This window comes from Oribacterium sp. P9, assembly GCF_046365365.1.
GTDB lineage: Bacteria > Bacillota > Clostridia > Lachnospirales > Lachnospiraceae > Oribacterium.
Map to the genome: position 1 here is coordinate 37,690 of NZ_JBKEIS010000014.1, position 21,059 is coordinate 58,748.

Genomic DNA, 21,059 nt, shown 5'->3' on the forward strand with positions numbered 1-21,059 from the left:
TTGCCTATAACAGATGAGGAATATATGAAAATCACGAAAGTCGTCGGTATCGACATCGGAAACTACCGAATCAAGATTTCATACATCGTAAAGGGAGAGCTGAAGGACGTCTTCGTCGAGACGCTCCCGGATAATATCGTGAAGGACGGCATGGTCCAGTACTGGGATGCGATGGCGGATTTTCTGAAGGAAACGTTTCGGAGCCACGGCATCCACTGTCGGAATGTCATCTTCACCCTGCCGTCGAGCGGCGTCTACATGCGTGTCGTCGATCTGCCGCGCATGACCGTGAAGCAGCTCCAGCTGAACCTTCCGTTCGAGTTCCATGATTACATCAGTGAGCCGACCGAGAAGTATTTCTACGACTATGCCGTGATCGAGGAGGGTGAGAAGACGATGAAGCTCCTCGCGGTGGCATGCAGCCGTGAACTGATCGACCGCTACCGGACGCTCGCGAAGCATGTGAAGCTGAACGCCGTCGGCCTCGTGCCGGATGTGCTTGGCTTCCAGCGTGTACTCCGCCGCTATAACGCCCTGTTCCGTGTGCCGGATACGAAGGACTATGCGATTCTCGACATGGGCGATCGCAGCTTCAAGCTCCACTTCTTCCGAAACAGTGTCTACGAGGTCACTCGACCGCTCGAGCCGGGCGCACGACGCATCGCGGAGATCGCTGCAGAGATCCGCGGTACCGATGTCCACATCGGCCAGCTCGCCGCCGAGTCGAATCAGGACGACGTTCTCGCGCACGAGAACATGGAGGCTCTCTACGAGAGCAGTGCCGTACAGATCATGCGTGCGATGAACTTCTACAGCTACAGTAACACGAACAACACGATCGACACCCTGTACTACTGCGGTGGTGCCGCGAACTATCCTGCGCTTCTCACGACCATCGAGGAGACGATGAACCTCCCGATGCGCCCACTCACCGACCTGATGCCGTATACCGAGCCGGGCCTCGAGGCCGCGCTTCTCCTGAGCCCGCAGAGCTACGGCGTCGCGCTCGATCCGGAGGCGAAGGTGCGCGCGCTCAGTGACGATGAAATCAAGGAGACATTGGCGAGACAGGAGGTACCGGTTTGACGAACTTAAAAGAACTAGGCAAAGTGCAGATCGGCCGGAGCGGAAAGTACCCGTCGAAGAAAACCATCAACCTCATGTACCGCGAGCACGACACGCAGGACCGCGTCTTCACGCTCGTTCTCTTCGCACTGTTCATGATCTTCCTGTACTTCTTCTCCCGCTACGGCGTGGCAGCGCAGCTCGCGCGTGCCGATGCCGCGGAGGCGAACTACAGCCGGATGGAGCAGAACCTCGAGAAGATGAAGGAGGCGAACAGCCAGTACGCGAGTGTGCGTGCCGACTACTCCCACTACGGCAACGGCTATCTCAACGACGAGGAGCTTTCCCGTCAGGACCGCGTCACTATGCTGAACGTCATCGACGAGCGTGTGCATGCGGCGGGTGGCATCCAGACCATCCAGATCCAGGACAACATCGCCGTGATCACCGTCGGTGTGACCGACGCGCAGCGTCTCCCGGATATCATCCTCTCGCTCGAGGGCTCCGAGTACGTGAGCTACGTGACGGCCCAGACCGCTGCGACCGACGAGGACAAGGATAAGCTGTCGCTCTCTGCGGATGGCACCCCGGATCAGCCGCTCTTCGTGACCGGTCAGCTGACGATCTACTTCCGTACCCCGGAGGAGGTCCGTGCAGCCCTCGACTCCGGTGAGGTATCCGCGACCGGCGATCAGGCCCTCGATGCCGGCGAGAACGGCTCCGCAACCGGCCAGAACGCTTATATCCCGAGCATTCAGAACGCACGCCCGGACCAGATCGGTGAGACCGAGGCGGCGTTGAGCACGACCACGTCTTCGGCCAATGCAGGCACCGGGAGCACGAGTGCCGAGGCCGCTCAGGCGAAGGCAGAGCGTGCAGCAGCGCAGCGCGCCGCAGAGGAAGCGGCGAAGCGCCAGGCGACACAGGCAGCGCAGGCCGCCGCACCGCAGCCGACCGCAGCCGTGCCGCAGACCGTCGCCGTACAGCAGCAGTCCGCCAACATTGACACACCGACGGAACACCCGTTTACCGGCGGCAGCATCACGATCCAGGGCGGAAGCCCGTTAGGCTGAGGGAGGACAGAATGTTAAACAGAGCTTTTACGAAACGTGAGAAAGTCCTTCTTCTCGTACTGGTGATGATCCTGCTGGGGCTCGTGTACTACCGCTTCGTGCGGCTTCCGGTGCAGGAACGCATCGCGGCGGCGGACACGACGGTGCTCGAGCAGCAGATGGAGATGGAGCAGCAGAAATCCGCCATCATCAAGCAGATGCAGGAGGATATCGAAAACGGACAGAAGGAAGTGAACGGCATCGTCGCTTCCTATGATAATCTGAAGGCCGAGTCGGCCGCGCTCAATACAATTTTCGCGCAGGCGACGAGCTTCAATTTCAGCTTCGAGCAGCCGGTGGCGACGGATGACGCTGTGCGTCGGACGATCAATATCAGCTTCACTGCGACGAACTATCAGATCGCGCGCCGGATCATCCAGCAGGTGCATGACTGTGCCTACCGCTGCCTCATCACGGACATCAGCGTCAGTGCGGATTCTGATAAGATGCAGCAGTATGCGAACCTCGAGAACTCGACGATCAGCGGCAGCATGAGCGTCACCTTCTACGAGACCCTGAACGGTGCGACCACCACGAACGGCCTCACCACGAGTGACGGCAGCGCGGTGCAGAGCAGCTCTGTCGGCCTCGGTAATTCCTCGCTCGACCTCGCACAGAGCAGCCTGGAAACCATGGCCGAGTCCCTCGCCGGTGATGCGGCAGATACGATCGCCGCAGGCGCAGGATTCTAAGTGCTGCTCAGGTGTTCGGTGACGGTCGGTGGACAGAAATCGCCGGGCGGGAGAAGTGAAGGAATGTGTGCGCATCGAAGAAGTGAACAGAAGAACTTTACAGAAAGGAGAGCAGCGATGAAAGCAGTGCAGCGGAAATTACAGGATCGAAGCGGCGCAACCCTCACCGTTGCACTCCTTTTCTTTATCATGTGCGCAGCCGCCGGCTCCGTCATCCTCGCCGCGGCCACGACCAGCACCGGACGTTTAAGTGAGCTACAGGCCAGCGACCAGAACTACTACGCGGTGGTTTCAGCGGCGAAGCTGATCCGGGATGAAATCAACGGACAGACGATCGGCGTGAAGCAGACGGAGATGAAAACCACGACCGTTACGACAAAGACGGATAATGGTGGCACGCCAGACGACACATCGGATGATACGATCGTCGAAGAAACGAAAATCACGTATACCTATTCCGATCCGACATTTGTTTATGGAACAAAAGACGAGCATACGAACAAGCTGGAATTTGTAGATGCGACAGGGAACGTATATCTTCTGGCTGCATTGAAGTGTACTTCTAAGAATGAAGCGGGTGCAGCGCAGAAACGAAGCGGTTCACTCACGAATGTTTATAAAACGCTGAACGGTTCCGACAGTTATATCTCGAAGAAGGAACTGAGTGAGTCCGCTCAGGAGTATTCAGATTCGCAGGAGGCCTTCGCATCGCCACTGATGAATGGAACCGATCGTGTGTATACCGACAGCTTCACCATGACGGCATCGCTGGAGGGATTTACTCTTGAAGAGAGTGCCGCCAGCTCCCTTCCAGTCGATGTCCGTATCGTCATGAACGGGCAGGGAAATATCAAGGCCTATATCAAAAACCACCTGGACGCCGGTGCGAAAAAGCAGGGCAATGAATATCGCCTAATGCTCACACTGGATGCGAAGGAAGGCGCTGTACAGGCAGACAGCTCGAGCGGAACATCCGAGGAAGGAACTGAAAACACGACCACAGAAAGCAACACAGCAGGAGATACAACGACAAGCACGGAAAGCACGGAAAGCACTTCCGTAACGCGTCACAGCTATGTCACATGGGGAAACCCGCAGATCACGAAGGATACGAGTAAAGATGTCTGGTAAGTTGAAGAACAAACTGAAAAGTAAAAAGGGTGAAACCATCACCGAAACCCTGGTATCCGTTCTGATCGCCGCAGCTGCAATGATCCTCTTCGCCAGCATGATCACCTCGTCTCAGCGCATACTGCAGAAGAGCGAGAGTATCATGGACGCCTATTATGACGGCGAAACGAAGATGGAAGAGGCGATGGCCACCGGTGGTACGACAGGCGGAACTGACAACAAGGTAACCATCAAGCCGGCAAATGGTGAGCTGTCTTATGGTATTAGCTATAAGCACGCAAATGGACAGATCTATGTTGATTATGCCACAAATCAGCCGACGAACACTGGCACCAGCACGAGCGGCATCGAGCGTTTCGCGATCGCAGAATACAAATCACAGAACTGATGGAAGTGGATGGAGCAGAACAGATGAAGCAGAAACTCCTTCATAAACTGAATAAGCGGGAGGGCTTCTCGCTCACGGAGATGCTCGCCACGGTGCTCATCATGGGCTTCGTCGGCATCATCATCACGACCGGTGCCGCAACTGTACAGCGGGTGTACCGTAAAGTCGTCGCACATGCCAACGCGCAGACAGCATTGACCACCACCATCACCCTGATGAAGGATCAGCTCGCGTTTGCGGATCCGGAGAGCGTAGGAAATGGTTCTGAGACAGGAACAGGTTTCGGAAACAGCCAGACGATCGTTTTTAAGAATCTGAACAGCGGCGAGCAGACGATCACGCTGAATCCGGGCACCGCATCGGGCGCAGCGGCGATCGACCCAAGCACAGCAGCCGGTGGTACGAATGGAACGACCGGAGTCGATGTAACAGCCGGCGGTACGAATGGAACGACCGGGGGCGCAGCAGATGCCGGCACGACGGGTGGGGGCAATGGCACAAACGGAACGGGTACAGCGAACCGGGGATTTACATTGACCTATACCACAGGTGACGGGACCGGAACCAGCAGCACGACCCTGCCGCTCCTCAGCGACAGCGCGATCACCAGCGACCTCTGTGTATGTTTTGATGGCGATGGCAGCGGCTTTTCCTGGGATCCGGCAACGAAGGTCATCACCGTGACAAATCTCGTCGCGAAGGACACACGCACCGATACCGTGCAGGCGCACGCCAGCTTCAAGGTTCTCCTCGTGAACGGCAAATAATTATAAACAATCGATACAGGATGTCTGAATGAAATCAGGCATCCTTTTCTAATGGCGATAAACGACCGATGCAGGATGGAGGAAAGAAATCGGGCATCCTTTTTCTATGGAAGTAAAGCATCAGTGAAATTCTGGTAAAATCTTGCATTTCGGCTTCTTTTGATTGTAATTAGAAGAAAATAACTTAAAATAAAGTGGAAAACGTATGCGACCGCATCACTGCGATGCGTTCAATATAAAACACGGAATGGAACAGACTTCAATGACAAATGCAATAAAGAAAAGACTTGACAGAAAAGGCTTCACGCTGGCGGAGGTGCTGGTCACCGTCGCGATCCTCCTCATCCTCGCGGGTGTCACCTTCGTTTCGGTGGTGCAGTACCAGAAGAATCTCCGACTGATGGAGATGGACGGCACTGCGAAGGAAATCTTCATCGCCGCGCAGAATCACCTCAGCGTCGCGAAGGCCTCCGGGGACCTCGACCGCCTCGCGGAAAAAGCGAAGAGTGCGACCGACACGACGGACTCGACGATCGGCACGAAGCTGGACCCATCCCTGGTCTCGGCGTATGCAGGTGATACCACCAGCGGTGAATACTATTATGTGATTCATAATGTGACGAGCGGCATCGAGAGCTGTACGCCCTCGGGCAGTGGTGCGATCCTTCAGATGATGCTGCCGTTCGGTGCGCTCGATGAAACGGTCGCCACCGGCGGAAACTATGCCATCGTCTATGAGCTGAAATCCGCTTCCGTCGTCGCTGTCCTCTATTCCGGCGCGGGCAATGCCTCCTTCGGCAATGCAGCGGTGGTCAATTTCGGTGATGACGACGTGAAAGCTCTTCCAACATTGTACAATGACAAATCGGCACGCAAGAGCTATCAGAAGGGCGGCGTCACCGCTATCGTCGGCTGCTACACCGGTACGGCAGGCAGCGCAGCCATCCCGACCGAAACACTCGAAGCACCGAAGCTGGAAGTGAAGAACGAGAATAAGCTGCATGTTATCGTGAGTGATACAGATAAAACGGCAGGTACAGATAATGTTACTTTAATCATTCGTGGTGTGCAGAGTGGTACAGTCGCACAGCGCATACTCGAACGTAGCAGACATACCGGTACCGGCACCTTTGATGTCACCCTTGACGATATCACAGGGGATGATGGCTCATATCGCTTTGTAAATATCATTTTGTCTGGGCGCTTTAAGCCAACTACAGGTACTGCATTCATCCCGGGTGAGAACATCGAGATCAGTGCACGTGTCAGCTCCACAACGGGCTTCGCGACACCGAAGGAATCCGCGAAATACACCGTCAGCAGTCTGTTCGGCGATGTGAACGAAACGAAGGATGCTGGAAATACGACGGTCTATATCCGAAATCTGCGTCATCTCGAGAACCTCGGTGCCAATGTCTCTGGCTTTACAGCTACGCTCGGAAACGGAACGACGAGTGGCAGCTCCAAGGTAGTGAACATCACCGCGGAACAGAAAAACGATATCACGATGTTCTCGATGAGTACGAGCGGCTCCGCGGGCGGAAATCACTTCGAAAATCTTCGTGGTTCAGCAATTTATGGAATGGGGCAGGAAGCTACCTTCGCAGCCATTGATGTCAACTACCCGCTCGTTTATCACGGCAATCAGCATGAGATCCATGATGTAAGCATTGGCGCTCAGCAAGATCATACAGCTGCCGGTATCTTTGGGCAGGTTGCAGATCCGGCGAGCGGTGCGGCGAATGCATCACTGTCCGTCAGTGATCTGATTCTGCGGAATAATCGTGTATCGGGGACGAATGTCAAGAACGCGGGCATGCTGGTCGGCGAGACGGCGAAGAACCTGACCGTGGATGGCGTCCTCGCGTACTATCACGAGGATACCTATGATGAGACCAAGGATTCGAGCGTAGAAGTAACGGCAAGCGAGAACGCCGGTGGACTCATCGGTCTGGTGAGTGGTGGTAAGCTCGATGTCAAGAACTCAGCCGCCGCCGTTTATGTAAAAGGCGGAAGTGCCGCCGGCGGATTCATCGGAAGTGTGAGTGGCGCGTCAGCTGACTCCACCATCGTGCAGAGCTATGCCGGTGGGCATACCAGGGATGGCGCGTACAGCACGACGGATGCAACAACAAATAAGCCGGTTCTTGAAGGCCCAGGAAGATATAATGTTCAGGCGAGCGGCAATGCCGGTGGCTTTATTGGAGTAACCACAAATCAAGTTCAAATGGATAACGTCTATGCGACGACGTCAGTGTATTCTTCAAGTTATTCTGATAGTAATAAGTGTTCCGGATCATTCGCCGGAACTGGAACGTTAAGTATTCCAGCGAAGACGGAAAAGGATGGCAGTACGAAGAAGTATTATTATGCCCTTGGCCCGCATAATGGCGTAGATGCTACGAAGGAAGAACTCGTGTGTGCCGAGCTCGCGCAGGGCCAGGCGCACCGCCAGGCCACACCATATGACCGGAAACTGGTCCTCAAGAATAAAGAAACAGTGCATCCAAAAATGGATAAAACCAGCTATCCACTGTGCACTGTACGGAACCTGTGTGAAGAGGATGCAAGCGTGAATGATACCGATCTCCCGTGGTTTATTAAAGAACATGTCGGGGATTGGGTAGTACAGAAAGCAGGAGAAGCAGGATTTGAAGTTGATAACGGAAATCGCCTTCTGGTAAATATTGACACAGGAATAGAAAAAATACAGGACGATACGTATTATGAATTAAAGGTTCATGGAAACAGTTCAAAACAAGATGCCTACTTTTTAATATATATTAATAAAAACAATAGTGTAACCGTTCGCAGATCAGTTAATGAGGCAAAAGTATATGAATGGAATCCAGTTGTTTCTGAAGTGTGTACTCTAAAGACTTCAAAGAACAATGGCTCTAAAAGTTTGATTCTTGAATTTTGTCTTGATGATATTACGAAAAATGGTGGTAATTTTCTTAATGTGTGCACTAATAGTCTATGGCCTGGAGAAGATATCACACTGAATGTGGCACCGGCAAAGTGTATCCATATTCAATACCAGAACCCGTATTGGGTGGCGGAGTTTGATGCGAAAAACGAGCAGTTAACAAATAGTATCTATGGTTCTTCAGTACCTTCATCGCTGAACAAGAATGATGAACATAATAATAGAAAAATTGATGCTGTTCATAAAGTTAACACAGCTTTAGCCATGAAGGATAATTCATGGGGGCTTATTCCCGGTGCCAGTGATGGCGGATTCTATGCTCAGATAGACAATTCTAGACATTTACAGAATCTGACTTCAGAGGTCTCTGGCGAGACAAGTGGATTCAAGATTAAGATCACTGGCGCCATTCAAACGGATAATATTTATTGGACTGGTGACATTTTAAATAAAGATGCATTTACAATGAGCATTCAGGAAGAACTGCATCCAGAAAATAGTTCGGATATTGCCATTTGGGGTAATGGTAGACAATTAACAACTGATTCATGCTTTAAGCCATTTGCGTATTTTGATGGACTTAAATATTATAATGGCAGTGATTTTAAAATCAGCGGATTGAAAGTGAATGAAACTGGAGATCAAATCGCCGCTGGCTTATTTGCCCAACGTGGAAATGAGCTGACAATTAAAAACCTCACGATGGAGAATGCTTCAATTACATCTCAAAAATTCAAAGCTGGTGTCTTAATTGGCTATGCACAAGGAAAGACAGTTATTGATAATGTTCATATTACAGGAAAGACAATAGTTCAGGGAAAAGAGGAAAGCGGAGGATTAATTGGACGCCTGGAAAACGAGGCAAACATAACGAATTCGAACATTGACAATATTACTGTTATTTCAAAGGAAATAAATGGAAATGATGGAAATTATGCAGGTGGACTGGTCGGGTATTCGAAGAATAGTAGCTTTACTATAAGGAATGTGTCCGTAGCAAGCCAGAATACGGAAGTTATTGCCGCGAAAAATGCCGGTGGGTTAATAGGCTATATGGAGGGGTGTGGTGGTTTAACACTTGATACAGTTAATGTTACGGCCTTTGTGACATCGGATAGTACGGAGGATAAAGGCGGAGCTGGAGGATTCTTTGGATATATTGCTGGTTTGGGCGCAAAGCCTGTCATCAAGGATTGTCAGTATTATGGAGCGGGCATAAAAGAACAGAAAAACAGTCTTACACAGAAGCTGTACACTGCAAATATCAATGCTAAGAAATCAGCAGGTGGTATTATCGGTTATGCTGCTTGCAATGTAGAGCTGGAAAATTTTGCTCCAGTGAACACTATCATCGCTTCAAGCGAAGGTTATGCCGGTGGCTTAGTTGGCTCTTCTGAATATGTTACGATTAAAGTAAATGACAAAGAGAATCAATCCAATAAAGTAAATGATAGTGTAAAGCTTTATAAGATGATCGTCGCAGGTAATGAAGCTGCAGGAGGAATTATAGGAAATGCAGGAAAAGATGCAGTAATCAAGAATGTAAATCTAGAGCAGGTGAAGATTACATCAAGTGTAAGCTATGCAGGTGGTTTGATCGGTAATGTAGAGCAATATATTCCAATTACCATAGACCAGATAACACTTGATCAATGCGAGATAACAGGTTCTCAGGCTACGGGAGGTTTTATAGGAAGAGTTTCAAACGCAACTGTTACGATAGAAAACTCGAATGTTCAAAATTCCAGCACGATTAAGTCGATGCAAAGCGTTGTGGGAGGTTTAATAGGATATACAAATCAGATTACAAATATCACAGATACAAGTATTAAGGAGTCTAATATTACTGGTTATGGGTGTACAGGAGGCTTTATTGGTCAATATGATCAATCGAATGATTTAAATAGAACAGTTACTGTACGGGATTCAAATGTACGAGAAAGTATGATTACTTCGACGAATGATAAAGTTGGTGGCTTTATAGGCCGTGCCGATGGATCAATCAAAGTTGATAGAGGCGTCGTGGAAAATACACAAATAACTGGAACTGAGAATTCTGCAGGTGGTCTGGCTGGTATTACTGCCGGAAATACAGATCTGCAAAATGTAAAGGTTATTGGTAAGAATACAATAATCGATGGACGTAATGAGTCCGGAGGCTTGATTGGCGTATGTGGAACTTTCGACAATGTTGATATTTCAATTAAAAATGCAGCAGTTTCTGCACCTATTCAATCGCGAGGAATGCATGCTGGCGGATTCATTGGTGCCATGCAAGCTACGGGATATAGCTATACAAAGCCAGTAACGATATCGAATTCGTATTACGCAGGCCGAACACAGAATGGCTCATATGTTTTGAAAAAATCTTTTGATGTTTCAAATCCAGACCAGATGAGTGATTATGCGAATATAATGGGGGCTATATCGGCTGGAGGTTTTGTAGGATCCACCATGGATGTAAACATAAACTTCATGTACTGCTTTAGCACAGGTTCTGTACTGGCTGGCTATCAAGCGGGAGGGATTATTGGTTACGCAAGGAACATTGGCACTCAAATAACGGTGAATAATTGCTATTCTATGGGGCATGTTGCTGGAACAATCTCTGGTGGATATATCGGCGAAATTGATTCATCTAATAAGGTGACATTTAATTCGGCTTATTATTTGAATTGCTTTAATGACCAAAATACAAATATTATCGGAAAAGAACCATCGAACCCCAAGACTGCTAACATCATTAACACTCCGGAAAGGATTCTTGGCAGTGCGGATTCATCTGATCTGACAACTGCGGATCATACGTATAATTATGATGAAACGCTGAATGGTCATGCGTATCCGTATAAGAACTGGACGACGGATTGGGAGGTTGAAGGAAATCCGATTACGTACTATGGTGACTGGCCATCTGTAAGTCTGGATGGAAAATTTATGTATTTTAAGCGGACCAAGCGTGACAATGATTACAGTGCGGAGGCAGAATTCACTTGTTATGATGGGTATACATTTATCGGCCATATGTCAAGAAGCAATGTGAAAATTGAATCAAAGGGTTTTGGACTTATTACAACCTTGACGGATCGAAATGCTGTAAACAGTGTATTTAGTTTTTCTACCGATGGTAAAAATTATCAGTCTTTCACTGCGGAAGGAAATAATAATGATCCGATGGAGGGAGCAATATTACACTATTGGGGAAGAGATTATTATGTTTATCGCTTTACAAATTTGAAACTTGATGACTTGAAAAATGGAAATGCTGTTTTCATAAAAAATAGCTTAGGAACCACATATAAGATAACCAATGTTAATGAAAAGGTTACATTTGAACTAGTTTCGTGAATAGTACATTTTTTAAATGCAAGATCAAGAATATAATCAATTTTTTCAAAGCAAATAGGCGAATTTCAAAAGGTAAACATAATATCAAGAACGAGTGGTTGTATTGCATTGTTAATGAAAATGGAGACGTATATGGACACAACAAATTTTCCTTTATTTTCCCAGGTGAAGGCGGATCATGCTGTGACGACCTACATCGGGGAGCAGAACAAGTCGATGAAGGCGCTGCATTTCACTGAGCACAGCTTCGCGCATGTGGGCGTGGTATGTGAGCGGACGGCGTATATTCTGGAGAAGCTGGGCTTCGATGAGCACACGGTGGATCTGGCGCTGACCGCGGCGTGGATGCATGATCTCGGAAATATCGTTAACCGAGTGGATCACTCGCAGTCTGGTGCGCTGATGGCGTTTAGCATTCTGAACCGCATGAACGTAGCGGCCGAAGACATTGCCCCGATCATCTGTGCGATCGGCAACCACGATGAGGGTAACGGACAGCCCGTGAGCGCGATCGCGGCGGCGCTGATCCTGGCGGATAAGTCGGATGTGCGGCGGAGCCGTGTGCAGGAGCCGGATGAGCATAAGTTCGACATCCATGACCGGGTGAACTACTCGGTGACGGACTCGAAGCTGAAGATCAACAAGGAGCAGAGTGCGATCAAGCTGAAGCTGAGCATTGACACGCACTATGGCGAGATCGGCGAGTACTTCGAGATTTTCATGGAGCGGATGCTGCTGTGCAAGAAGGCGGCGAATTTCCTCGGGATGGATTTCCATCTCATCATTAACGAGCAGACGTTGCTGTGAGATATGGCCTGCGTCGGGAGACCGGTGGCAGGCCATGAATTTTTCCGGGGATATTTCTTTCTCTTTATTTTTCAGAAAAAATATGAGACAATAAAAGAAAACAGAGGTTCTGATGGCATGAAAACGGGAGGATTTTATGGAAAATAGATTAAAACTTCCGGTGGGGATCGAAAATTTTGAAGAGATTCGAAGAAACCAGTATTACTATATCGATAAAACAAAACTGATTGAGCAGCTGTTTGACAGTCTCGGAAAGGTAAGTCTGTTCACGCGTCCGCGTCGCTTTGGTAAGACCCTGAATATGAGTATGCTGAAGAGTTTTTTCGAGATCGGTACGGATTCGTCACTGTTTGATGGACTCTATATTTCGAAAAATCAGGATCTGTGTAAACAGCATCTGGGGCAGTACCCGGTTATTTTCCTGTCTTTAAAGGGCGTGGAGGGTTTAAGTTTTTCGGAAGCCAGACGGAGATGCATTCAGTTGATCAAAAGAGAAGCAGAGCGATTCTATGTGTTGAAGGACAGCCAGCGGCTGCTCGATATTGATAAAAAAAAGTACCGTGAGCTTCTTGAAATGAAGGACCAGCCTGAAGAGGTGGATATCATCATATCCTCCATCAAAACATTGTCTGATCTCCTGTATAAGCAGTACGGTAAAAAGGTGGTCATTCTCATCGATGAGTACGATGTACCGCTCGATAAGGCATTTCAGTATGGCTATTACAGAGAAATGGTCCACTTTATACGTGGGCTGTTAGGCGAAGTCTTAAAAACAAATGACTCGCTTGCGTTCGCTGTCCTGACAGGTTGCCTCCGCGTTTCGAAGGAAAGTATCTTTACCGGTCTCAACAACTTTAAAATTCTATCGATCACCGATACACGCTTCGATGAACAATTTGGATTTACAGATACGGAGGTGCGGACGTTACTTTCTGATTATCAGATGGAAGATCGTTTTGCAGAAGTGAAGGAGTGGTACGACGGCTATCACTTCGGAAATGCAGATGTTTACTGTCCATGGGATGTTGTAAACTTTGTGGACCGCGCGAAGGATGATCGAGAGGCAAGGCCGGAAGCGTACTGGATCAATACGAGCGGAAACGACCTCGTGAAGCGCTTTATCGATAAAGCGAATAAAACAACGAAGAGTGAGATCGAACGTCTGATCAACGGGGAAGCCATCGAAAAGGAGCTTCGCCTGGAACTTACGTATGAAGAGATCGATCAGAGCATAGAGAATCTCTGGAGTGTACTTTTTACGACGGGGTACTTAACACAAACTGGAAGACCGAAGGATGGCGCTTATCGCCTGATTATTCCGAATCGGGAAGTGCGCGAAGTCTTCAGACTTCAAATCAACGAATGGTTTAAGAAATCCATCTTCAGTAATACAGAGCGCCTGACTGCATTCTGGAAAGCTTTTGAAGAAGGAGATACCGAAGGTGTCGAGCAGTACCTGAACCGGATACTCAGTAATTCCATCAGTGTTTTCGATACGAAAGCAAGAAAGGAAGAAAAGGAAAGCTCCTATCATAACCTTCTCGTCGGGATCCTTACCGGAAATGCAGACTGGCTTGTGAAGTCAAACGTTGAAGCTGGAGAAGGATTTGCAGATATCATCGTGGAAACGGATGATCCGGATGCGGGGATCGTCGTGGAACTAAAGTATACGAAGAACTTTGACGAGTTGAAGGCGGCGTCTCAGAAGGCCCTTGATCAGATTCGGGACCGTCGTTATCAGGAGTATCTTCTGAATGATGATCGGAAGAGTATCCGGCTGTATGGGATCGCCTTCTGTAAGAAACGGTGCTGTGCAATCAGTGAAAAACTGTGAGATGCTGAGACGAAAGAAAGGGGACGGACTCCCTCTATAGTTATGAAGCCGGGGTGATGTTCACTCCGGTTTTTTGATACCGTAAATATGAAAACGGGGCACTATGTGGCGATATTTTTGCAAAAAACGGGGCAAACGGGGAGAACTGCGGTTGCAAAAACGGGGCACTATGTGGCGATATTTTTGCGAAAAACGGGGCAAACGAGGAGGGCTACTGTTGTAAAAACGGGGCAGTTTTTATATGATGAGGACAGAGCTGAACTGGCAAAGAGAAAGGATTTGACATGAATCAGAGTGATCAGCGGAATATTTCCATGATGATGGATCTCTATGAGATGACGATGGCGAACGGTTATTTCCAGGATCCGGGGGCGGAGGACCTGGTGACCTTCGACGTGTTCTACCGGAAGAATCCGGATGGTGCGGGCTTCGCGATCTTCGCGGGGCTCGAGCAGGTGCTGGACTACCTCGAGGGGATGCACTTCGATGATGCGGATATCGCGTACCTTCGCTCGCTTCATATCTATGCGGAGGATTTCCTCGACTGGCTGCGGGATTTTCGCTTCCGTGGCACCGTGCGGGCGCTGCCGGAGGGCAGCATCATGTATCCGAATGAGCCGATCCTCACGGTGGAGGCGCCGCTCATCGACGCGCAGCTGGTGGAGACAGCGATTCTTGCGCAGGTGAATCACCAGTCCCTCATCGCGACGAAGACGAACCGCATCGTCCGCTCGGCAGAGGGCCGGCTGGTGGCGGACTTCGGCGCGCGTCGGGCGCACAATGTTGACGCCGCGGTGTATGGTGCCCGGGCCGCCTACATTGGCGGTGCCGCAAGTACGGCGACGATGCTGGCCGGGGAGATGTTCGGCATCCCGGTGAGCGGGACGATGGCGCACAGCTGGGTGATGTACCACGATGACGAGTACACGGCGTTTAAGCGCTTCGCGGAGATCTATCCGGATAATTCGGTGCTGCTCGTCGACACCTACGATGTGCTGGCGTCCGGCGTACCGAATGCGATCCGTGTGGCGAAGGAGGTGCTGATGCCGATGGGGAAGCGGCTGAAGGGCATCCGGCTCGATTCCGGTGACCTCGCGTACCTGTCGAAGAAGGCACGGAAGATGCTCGACGCGGCGGGACTCGAGGACTGCATCATCGTGGCGTCGAACAGCCTCGATGAGTTTACGATCCACTCGCTGCTCGAGCAGGGCGCGTGCATCGATTCCTTCGGTGTCGGCGAGCGGCTGATCACGGCGAAGAGCGATCCGGTGTTCGGCGCGGTGTATAAGCTGGTGGCGGTGAACAGGGATAAGGTCTGCTTACCGAAGATCAAGGTGTCCGAGACCTTCGAGAAGATCACGAATCCGGGGCAGAAGCGCGTATGGCGTGTCTATAATCCAGATGGCTACGCGGTCGCGGACCTGATCACGATGGCGGACGAGGTGCCGGATCCATCGCAGCCGATCCCGTATGTGGATCCGGAGAAGCCGTGGAAGTCGATGGCTTTCACGGACTGCACGGTGCGCGAGCTGCAGGAGACCGTCATGGTCGACGGGCGGCGGACGAAGCCGTCCCCATCCATCGAGCAGGTGCGGAGCTACGTGAAGCAGCAGCTCGAGCGGGAGATCTGGCCGGAGGAGCAGCGACTCGAGAATCCGCACACGCACTACCTCGACATGAGCCCGGCGTACTACCAGATGAAGATGGAGCTGCTGAAGGCAGCGCAGGCGACGAAGTGAGCTGAGTTTATAAAAATTTAATGGGGTCTGACCCCATTAAGAAATCATTACGAAAGTCTTAAGGCGATCGTAAGGGGGTCAGACCCCATAAAGTTCAGGGCCGGAGGGAACGCCGGTCCTCATTTTTTTCTTGACATGTGTAGCTTCGTTTTATATCATCTCACTATGGCACTTTACTGTGCTACTATAATAAAGTGTAGTGACGACTCCTATCATCAATTGTTATATCGGGATTTTCGGTCATGTTGTATACTTATAGGAAACCATCGGGAGGTTCGAGATGTCCAGATTTTTAAGCAGTGCATACCGTACGCTGACGCCGTACACGCCGGGCGAGCAGCCGCAGGATAAGAAGTACATCAAGTTAAACACGAACGAGTCGCCGTTTCCGCCGGCGCCGGGGGTGATCGCGGCGGTCAATGCCTCCGAGGCGATGGACCTCCGGCTCTACTCGGACCCGGAGCTGAAGCCGCTGAAGGCGCAGCTCAGCGAAAGCTTTCAGGTGGACGTGTCTGATGTATTCATTGGCAACGGCTCGGATGAGTGCCTGAACTACGCGTTTATGGCCTTCGGCGAGGACGGCTTCGCATTTCCGGACATCACCTACAGCTTCTATAAGGTGATCGCGCAGCTGAATCAGGTGACGACGGAGGTGAAGCCGCTGCGGGCGGACTTCACGATCGACCTCGCGGATTATCTCGGGCCGGAGACGCCGGACGGGGGTCATGCAGGTATCGGGAAAAACATCGTGATCCCGAACCCGAACGCGCCGACCGGAATTCCGATTTCACTCGACGCGATCGCTGCGCTCTGTGAGGCGAATGCAGACCACGTCGTGATGATCGACGAGGCCTATGTGGATTTCGCGGACCAGGCGATCAGTGCGGTGCCGCTCACAAAGAAGTATAAGAACCTGCTCGTGACGCAGACCTTCTCGAAGTCCCGAAGCATGGCGGGCGCGCGGGTCGGCTTCGCGATCGGTGATGCGGCACTGATTCAGGACATGGAGACGCTCCGGAATTCGAACAACCCGTACAACGTGAACCGCATCTCGATGAAGTGTGCGGTGGAGGCGCTCCGGGATACGGCGTACTTCGAGGCGAACTGTGCGAAGATCCGGGCGAATCGTGCATGGACGCGGACAGAGCTGGAGAAGCTCGGCTTCCATGTGCTGGAGAGCCAGACGAATTTCCTCTTCGCAGAGAGCCCGGCGATCTCCGGTAAGGAGCTCTACCTCCGCCTGAAGGATAACGGCGTGCTGGTGCGCCACTTCGATGATCCGAAGATCACGAATTTCAACCGCATCAGCATCGGCTACGAGGAGGAGATGGCGCAGTTTATCGAGACCGTGCGGGACATCCTCACGTTCTGAGTTTATAAAAATTTAATGGGGTCTGACCCTATTAAGAAAATTTAATGAGGTCTGACCCCATTAAGAATAGGGAGTACTTATGAGAGTAGCAGAGATCAATCGGGTGACGAATGAGACGGATGTGCAGCTGTGGCTGGACCTCGATGGGGATGGCAAGGAGTCGGAGATCAAGACGGGGATCGGTTTCTTCGATCATATGATGACGCTGTTCAGCCGGCACTCGGGGATTCAGATGAATCTCACCTGCGAGGGGGATACCTGGGTCGACGATCATCATAGTGTGGAGGATATCGGCATCACGCTCGGGCAGGCGATGTCGGAGGCGCTCGGCGACCGGAAGGGGATTCGGCGCTATGCGAGCATGACGCTGCCGATGGATGAGGCGCTCATCCTCGTGGCGGTGGACATCAGCGGCCGTGGCGGCTTCTATGGTGAAATTCCGTTTAAGACGGAGAAGATCGGCAGCTTCGATACGGAGCTCGTGGTGGAGTTCTTCCAGGCCTTCGCGCTGAACGCCGGTATCACACTGCATATTCGGGAGCTCGCGGGCGAGAACAGCCATCACATCGCGGAGGGCTGCTTCAAGGGCCTCGCGCATGTGCTGCGGGAGGCGGTCGAGATCGACACGCGCTTCGCAAACGATATCCCGAGCACGAAGGGCGTACTCGCGAGCCCGACCGGGGAGTGATGTGATCGAGGCAAAGTGATGGCTGCGCTGCACTGGATGACCGGGCGATGACTGCGTAGCGAGCGAGGCATTGGCCACACGATACAAGGGCGATGACTACGCAGCGGACGAGGCATTGGCCACACGATACAACTGCACAGGGGACGCATGGGGGCGGTGCAGGAAGGATGAACATGATGACGGAACAGAAACTGAATGAGCTTTACGAGCACTTCGGCTACCGGAAGTTCAAGATGACGAAATTTGAGCCTTATGATCTCTACGCGGACAACCGGGATTTTCTGAAGTCCAGTCAGCTGATCACCTTCACGGACCTCGATGGTTCGTTGCTGGCGCTGAAGCCGGATGTGACGCTCAGCATCATCAAGTCGAACCTCGGCGGGGAGGAAAAGGTCTACTACAACGAGACGGTCTACCGTCCGAAGGACAGTCACTACCGCGAGATCCTGCAGTCGGGCATCGAGTGCATCGGACAGATCGACGCGTATTCGGAGGCCGAGGTGATCGCGCTCGCGGCGGAGTCGCTGAAGCTGATCGGGGAGCGCTTCGTGATCCGCGTGTCGGATGCGGCCTTCCTGCAGGAGATGTTCGCGACGATGGGCCTCACGGACAGCACCATCGCGGAGGCGCTGCGTCTCTTCTCGATGAAGAACACGGCGGGCTTCGATGCGCTGGTGCGCGAGGGGAAGCTCACGGAGGCGAGTGCGCGGACGCTGAAGTCGCTCGCGGATCTGTACCGGCCGTTCCGGGAGGGGGCTGCCGAGCTTCACTCCTTTGCGATTTCCAATGCTTCTGCCCAGATGGCAGATCACCTCGCGAAGCTCTGTGATATCCTCGAGGCCTTCGGTGTGCTCCAGTACGTCTATCTCGATTTCTCCCTGGTGAACTCCATGGATTATTACAACGGACTGATCTTCCAGGGTGCGGTCGAGGAGATCCCATTCACCGTGCTGTCGGGTGGACGCTATGATCGTCTCCCGGAGAAGATGGGGAAGAAGGTCGGCGCGATCGGCTTCGCCCTCGACCTTGATACCGTCGCAAACTATAGTCCAAAGCGCCGGGATGCCGACGTCGATGTGCTCGTGCTCTATGCGGCGGGCGACGAAGCGACGCGGGTGGCGGCGGTCATGCGGGCGCTCAGTGCGCGCGGCCTCCGGGTGCGGAGTCTCCGGATAGAGGAGCAGGCGCGCGTCGAGCATAAGATCACCGCGCGGCAGACACTGCGCCTCAGTGACGCGGAGGTGCTGGCGACGCGCGAGGATACAGTTTCGGATGGCGCGGTCTTAGGCGCAGCATGTGATGCTGTGCCGGGCGTGGAAGCATCGACCATGCGGACCGGTGAAATGAAAAACCACATCGGAGAAGGGAGCGGCTTAAAATGATCAATGTAGCACTGGCGAAAGGCCGCCTCGGCGATAAGACTTACTCGATGATGGCGAAGGCCGGCTTCGACTGTCCGGCGATCCTCGAGAAGAACCGGAAGCTCACCTTCGAGAATCCGGAGAAGGGCATCCGCTACTTCTGGGTGAAGCCGTCGGATGTCGAGATCTACGTCGAGCGTGGCGCGGCAGACATCGGCGTCTGCGGTGCGGACATCCTCCTCGAGTACGAGCCGGATGTGTACGAGCTGCTGGACCTCGGCTTCGGCAAGTGCCGCATGTGCGTGGCGGGCCCGAAGGATTTCTATGATAACGAGGAGCGGACGCTCCGGGTCGCGACGAAGTTTGCGCATGTGGCGAGCCGCTACTACGAGTCCATCGGTCGCGACATCGACATCATCAAGCTGAACGGTTCGATCGAGATCGCGCCGATCCTGGGCCTCAGCGATGTCATCTTCGATATCGTCGAGACGGGCAACACACTTCGGGAGAACGACCTCGAGGTGCTGACGGAGGTCGTGCCGATCAGTGCGCGCCTCATCTGTAATAAGGTAAGCTACCAGTTCAAGCATGACGAGATCATGCGCTTACGGGACGGTCTCGCGAAGGTGGAGCCGGGCTTCATCGCGGTGCTCGAGGAGGCGGCGGCCAATATCCGTGCCTTCCACAGTAAACAGGTGCGGAACAGCTTCATCATGGCGGACAAGCCGGGCGTGATCCTCGGGCAGCGGGTGATCCCACTCGAGAAGGTCGGCCTCTATGTGCCGGGCGGCACGGCGGCATATCCATCGACGGTGCTGATGGATGCGATTCCGGCGAAGATCGCGGGCGTCGAGGAGATCGTCATGGTGACCCCACCGAACAAGGAGGGCTCGGTCAATCCGTACATCCTGGCGGCGGCGCATGTCGCAGGCGTGGGCCGGATCTTCAAGGTCGGTGGCGCGCAGGCGGTGGCGGCGCTTGCATATGGCACGGCGTCGATTCCACGCGTCGATAAGATCGTGGGTCCGGGCAATGCCTTCGTCGCCGAGGCGAAGAAGCAGGTGTTCGGACAGGTCGGGATCGATATGATCGCCGGTCCGTCGGAGGTGCTGGTGCTCGCGGACGGCAAGTCGGATCCGCGCTTCGTGGCGGCGGATCTGCTGAGCCAGGCAGAGCACGATAAGAATGCGTCGGCGGTGCTCATCACGGATTCCATGGCGCTCGCCGAGGCGGTGCAGCAGGAACTCGAAGTACAGCTCGCGCAGCTGAAGCGGGAGGAGATCGCGCGGGCGTCCATCGATCACAACGGAAAGATCATCGTCGCCCATGACCTCCGTGAGGGTATCGACGCGGCGAACCGCATCGCTCCGGAGCACATGGAGGTGTGCGTAGACCAGCCGTTTGACTACCTGCCGCTCATCAAGAACGCCGGCTCCGTCTTCCTCGGCCGTTACAATGCCGAGCCAACCGGTGACTACTTCGCTGGCCCGAACCACACGCTGCCGACCTCCGGGACGGCACGCTTCTACAGCCCGCTCGGTGTCGACGACTTCGTGAAGAAGATGCAGTACAGCTACTACACGAAGGACGCCCTCGAACAGGACTACGATAAGATCTCCATGTTCGCGAATAAGGAAGGGCTCACCGCCCACGCCCGTGCTGTGGACATCCGCTTCGGGAAAGAAGACCGGGATTGAGTCGGATTTTTCATAAGGCAGACCGGGATTCAGGCAGGTTCTGCTCCAATCCTGCAGATTTTTCGCTGAATATTACGGTTCAAATGTACCCCTGTTCCGAAGGAACGGATACCGACAGTCCGGCACTAT

General features: G+C 52.5%; 14 protein-coding genes. All 14 read left to right on the forward strand.

Features of this window, described 5'->3' with window-relative positions:
- The first annotated feature begins 24 nt into the window (after positions 1-24).
- Positions 25-1,086: a pilus assembly protein PilM gene (gene pilM, locus ACK8P7_RS08635; protein WP_410043804.1), complete on the forward strand. Its 1,062-nt coding sequence runs from the start codon at positions 25-27 to the stop codon at positions 1,084-1,086.
- Positions 1,083-2,138: a hypothetical protein gene (locus tag ACK8P7_RS08640; RefSeq protein ID WP_410043805.1), complete on the forward strand. Its 1,056-nt coding sequence runs from the start codon at positions 1,083-1,085 to the stop codon at positions 2,136-2,138. Before pilM ends, ACK8P7_RS08640 begins: the two co-directional genes overlap by 4 nt.
- 11 nt (positions 2,139-2,149) lie before the next feature.
- Positions 2,150-2,869 carry a hypothetical protein gene (locus tag ACK8P7_RS08645; RefSeq protein ID WP_410043806.1) on the forward strand — a complete coding sequence of 240 codons (720 nt, stop codon included), beginning with the start codon at positions 2,150-2,152 and terminating at the stop codon, positions 2,867-2,869.
- Positions 2,870-2,986: 117 nt separating this feature from the next.
- A complete protein-coding gene (locus ACK8P7_RS08650; RefSeq protein WP_410043807.1) occupies positions 2,987-4,000 on the forward strand; it encodes a hypothetical protein in 1,014 nt (337 codons plus the stop codon).
- Complete coding sequence (locus ACK8P7_RS08655; RefSeq protein ID WP_410043808.1) at positions 3,990-4,388, forward strand: hypothetical protein; 399 nt, start codon at positions 3,990-3,992, stop codon at positions 4,386-4,388. Before ACK8P7_RS08650 ends, ACK8P7_RS08655 begins: the two co-directional genes overlap by 11 nt.
- Positions 4,389-4,411: 23 nt before the next feature.
- Positions 4,412-5,155 (forward strand): type II secretion system protein J, encoded by a 744-nt coding sequence (locus ACK8P7_RS08660; protein ID WP_410043809.1) that lies wholly within the window; start codon positions 4,412-4,414, stop codon positions 5,153-5,155.
- Positions 5,156-5,417: 262 nt separating this feature from the next.
- On the forward strand, positions 5,418-11,432 hold the full coding sequence (locus ACK8P7_RS08665; protein ID WP_410043810.1) for a prepilin-type N-terminal cleavage/methylation domain-containing protein: 6,015 nt from the start codon (positions 5,418-5,420) through the stop codon (positions 11,430-11,432).
- A 132-nt stretch (positions 11,433-11,564) separates the two neighbouring features.
- Positions 11,565-12,239 (forward strand): HD domain-containing protein, encoded by a 675-nt coding sequence (locus ACK8P7_RS08670; RefSeq protein ID WP_410043811.1) that lies wholly within the window; start codon positions 11,565-11,567, stop codon positions 12,237-12,239.
- A gap of 136 nt (positions 12,240-12,375) precedes the next feature.
- Positions 12,376-14,073 carry an AAA family ATPase gene (locus ACK8P7_RS08675; protein WP_410043812.1) on the forward strand — a complete coding sequence of 566 codons (1,698 nt, stop codon included), beginning with the start codon at positions 12,376-12,378 and terminating at the stop codon, positions 14,071-14,073.
- A gap of 284 nt (positions 14,074-14,357) precedes the next feature.
- Positions 14,358-15,812 (forward strand): nicotinate phosphoribosyltransferase, encoded by a 1,455-nt coding sequence (locus ACK8P7_RS08680; protein WP_410043813.1) that lies wholly within the window; start codon positions 14,358-14,360, stop codon positions 15,810-15,812.
- A gap of 280 nt (positions 15,813-16,092) precedes the next feature.
- Positions 16,093-17,184 (forward strand): histidinol-phosphate transaminase, encoded by a 1,092-nt coding sequence (gene hisC, locus ACK8P7_RS08685; protein WP_410043814.1) that lies wholly within the window; start codon positions 16,093-16,095, stop codon positions 17,182-17,184.
- Positions 17,185-17,263: 79 nt separating this feature from the next.
- Positions 17,264-17,872, forward strand: a complete 609-nt coding sequence (hisB, locus tag ACK8P7_RS08690; protein WP_410043815.1) for an imidazoleglycerol-phosphate dehydratase HisB — start codon at positions 17,264-17,266, stop codon at positions 17,870-17,872.
- A 173-nt stretch (positions 17,873-18,045) separates the two neighbouring features.
- On the forward strand, positions 18,046-19,254 hold the full coding sequence (locus ACK8P7_RS08695) for an ATP phosphoribosyltransferase regulatory subunit (protein ID WP_410043816.1): 1,209 nt from the start codon (positions 18,046-18,048) through the stop codon (positions 19,252-19,254).
- A complete protein-coding gene (gene hisD, locus ACK8P7_RS08700; protein WP_410043817.1) occupies positions 19,251-20,930 on the forward strand; it encodes a histidinol dehydrogenase in 1,680 nt (559 codons plus the stop codon). Before ACK8P7_RS08695 ends, hisD begins: the two co-directional genes overlap by 4 nt.
- Positions 20,931-21,059 lie beyond the last annotated feature (129 nt).